This is a genomic window from Clostridium sp. (assembly GCF_040797585.1).
In the GTDB taxonomy this organism is placed as follows: domain Bacteria; phylum Bacillota; class Clostridia; order Clostridiales; family Clostridiaceae; genus Clostridium_Z.
Genome location: NZ_JBFNEO010000283.1, coordinates 1 through 2,757, shown reverse-complemented (window position 1 = coordinate 2,757; position 2,757 = coordinate 1). Strand labels below are relative to the sequence as shown.

At 28.8% G+C, this 2,757-nt stretch carries 2 protein-coding genes; one reads left to right on the top strand and one right to left on the bottom strand.

What is annotated here, in order from left to right:
- The first annotated feature begins 40 nt into the window (after window positions 1–40).
- Window positions 41–1,369 carry a M28 family peptidase gene (locus AB2369_RS12795; RefSeq protein ID WP_367666860.1) on the top strand — a complete coding sequence of 443 codons (1,329 nt, stop codon included), beginning with the start codon at window positions 41–43 and terminating at the stop codon, window positions 1,367–1,369.
- Between the two features lie 66 nt (window positions 1,370–1,435).
- Here AB2369_RS12795 and AB2369_RS12790 read toward each other — a convergent pair whose 3' ends face one another.
- Window positions 1,436–2,611, bottom strand: coding sequence for an amidase domain-containing protein (locus tag AB2369_RS12790; RefSeq protein ID WP_367666859.1), 1,176 nt, complete (start codon window positions 2,609–2,611; stop codon window positions 1,436–1,438).
- Between the last annotated feature and the right edge of the window lie 146 nt (window positions 2,612–2,757).

Here is a 2,757-nt window from a genome sequence, read left to right as displayed (position 1 = left end):
GATTAACATAGTGTAGAGCTTCTATATTAGGAGGAAAGATATGAGAAAGATAAAAATAAATCAGAAAGTAACTTTACTAGTTTTAACATTAACACTTTTTTTTACTTTAGGATTAGAGAGTATAAGAGAAGTAAGAGATCATAATACAATTAGAACTTACATAGAGAAGAAAAGCAATGTAGAAAATGAAATAAAAGATATTTTAACTACTTTAACAAATGATAAATATGAAGGAAGATTAGCTGGTAATAATGGAAATAAGTTAGCAGAGAAGTATATGGAAAAAAACTTTAAAGATAATGGATTAGAGCCTTATTTCAAAGATAATTACTATCATAGCTACAATCAAATAGTGTATTTAAATAATGAAAGTAATCATTATATGAAAGTAAGTTTTAAGGATAATACTTCTAAAGAATATGTTTATGGAAAAGATTATATGGATTTAAGTAGAAATAATGAGCTAAACTTAAAGGGAAAAATAACCTTTGATGAAAAAAGAACATCAGAGAACTTAATTGGAGTGTTAGACGAGAGTAATGAAAATCTAGGTGGACTAATTATGGGATTCAAAGGAGCTTTTTTAAAAAAGGAAGTTTTTGAAGGGTATGTAAGGATAGGGACAGGGGTAAAACCAATATTTCAAATATCTCCTGAAATGTATGAGGAACTAAAAACTAGGGAAGCTTCTAATGTGGAGATAAAATCCTCCTATAAAGTAGAGAATAAAAAAGTAAATAATGTAATAGGAAGGATAAGAGGAGAGAGTTCTAAAGAAGCTATAGTTATATCAGCTCATTTTGATCACGTGGGAAAGGATGGGGAAACCATATTTAAAGGAGCTGTAGATAACTCTTCAGGAACTTCAGTGCTTTTAGCATTGGCTAAAGAATTAAGTAATATTTCAAAGGAAAATAAATTTAAAAAAGACATAGTGTTTTGTGCCTTTAATGGGGAGGAACAGGGACTTATAGGAAGTAGGGAGTTTGTTCCAGTTTTAAAGAAGGATTATGAAAAGCTATATAATATTAATATAGATTGTGTTGGAAAAAAGGACGGAGAGAATCTTTTACTAGCAGGAATAAAAAATCATGAACATGATTTTGTTAAAACTATGGAGAAGTACTTAGAAAAAAATAAACTAGATTTTAAAACTAAGGATATGGAGGGTGCTAGTGATCATTCTTCTTTTATAGATAATCATATTTTTGGGGTTACCTTAGGTCAGGAGAATATGTTTAAAGGTACAAGGATTCATAGTGCTAAAGATGATGAGGATTTAATTGATTATGATTATATAGTTAGGGTATATAGCTCAATTTTAGAGTTCATTTTAGAGAATAGCCATAAGAATTTTACTTTAGAGTAATGCATTAATGAGATGAAGAAGCATATAAAAATCAGAGAACTAAAAATAAATTAGTTCTCTGATTTTTTATTGAATATGAATAAGTAGGAATTTAATATTTTTATCTCCCCAACCTAAATCAAAGGGAACGTGATACCTATCTACAGTATGGGAATTTATTAAAGGATATCCATGGGAATCAAAGGCTGTAACTATGGCGGTATGGTCTATATCATTGCCTTTATCGTAGGCAATTACATCTCCAAGGGCTAATTTTCCAATAGCTCCATTTGGAGAGTCGCTTAAAGGTTTTATCACTTCTTTAAAGTCACCCTTCTTTATAAGTTTTCCCTTACCACTATAAAGAAGATAGTTTTTAAAGGCATCAGCATTGCTCCAAGAGGCACTAGTCTCAGCACCATTATAACCTTTATATATACAATACCAAGTACCATCCTGTTTTAAGTTTCCAGCTTCACTATCTCCAAGGCATTGAGAAACATAGTTAGTACAATTTCCACCAACGCCAGTAAAGTTTTTATATTTAGTATTATATTTATTGGTTTTCTTTCCAGTTGCCCATGGTACACCAGAATAGGTATCAGCATAGGATATAGCTTTTAGTCTATCATATTTTGATGATGGAGAGACTTCTACACTATTTCTTGTGTTATTTATAAAATCATAGTTTTTATCTTTAGGCACTGGAAGTGAGGTTTCAGAATAATCAACTGGGTAAGCTTTTAGTCCATCTTCAAAACAGTCTAAATAATAATCATTTATTATAATCATATTAGAATCTATGAATTTTAAAGATATGTTATGGAATAAGTTAACACCAAATACATTTTCACAATTATCATTATCATTTTCATATCCATAGGTTACCTTTAGACCTTCATCAACTCTTACTGTTGCAGCATTTTTTCCAACAGTTACTTTTTTAAAGTTTGGAAGAGATTCTATAGATTTAAGTATTATTCCTCTCTCAGAAGCCCAATCTCTTAGATATTTAGCTCTTTTAATCTCATGTTCGAAGGACCATTTACCATAATTATTCTTTAAATCATAATTATCTTTAAAGTTTTCTAGGTTTCCACTTAAGGTAAAGTTATTTCTAGTTTTGAATATATTATTTATAAACTCCATAACCATATTCTTACTGGTTTCTTCCTTGTTATATGCTAAGGCTTTATTTTCGCTAAAGGAAAAAAACATAACAAAAATAAGAAACATAGAAAAAAGTTTATTGAATTTTTTCATATTCCACACTCCTTGAATAATAATCATAATATATTGTTCCATAAAGTCATCATATATATTACTCTATAAATAAATTTATAATATAAATAACCAAGTATTAATTTAATCTTTTGTGATAATTAGATTTTAAGAATAATTATGGTAAA

What these genes read in the sequence shown, in the direction of transcription:
- AB2369_RS12795 (WP_367666860.1), top strand. Translation starts at nt 41, where the DNA reads ATGAGAAAGATAAAAATAAATCAGAAAGTAACTTTACTAGTTTTAACA.
- AB2369_RS12790 (WP_367666859.1), bottom strand. Translation starts at nt 2,611, where the DNA reads ATGAAAAAATTCAATAAACTTTTTTCTATGTTTCTTATTTTTGTTATG.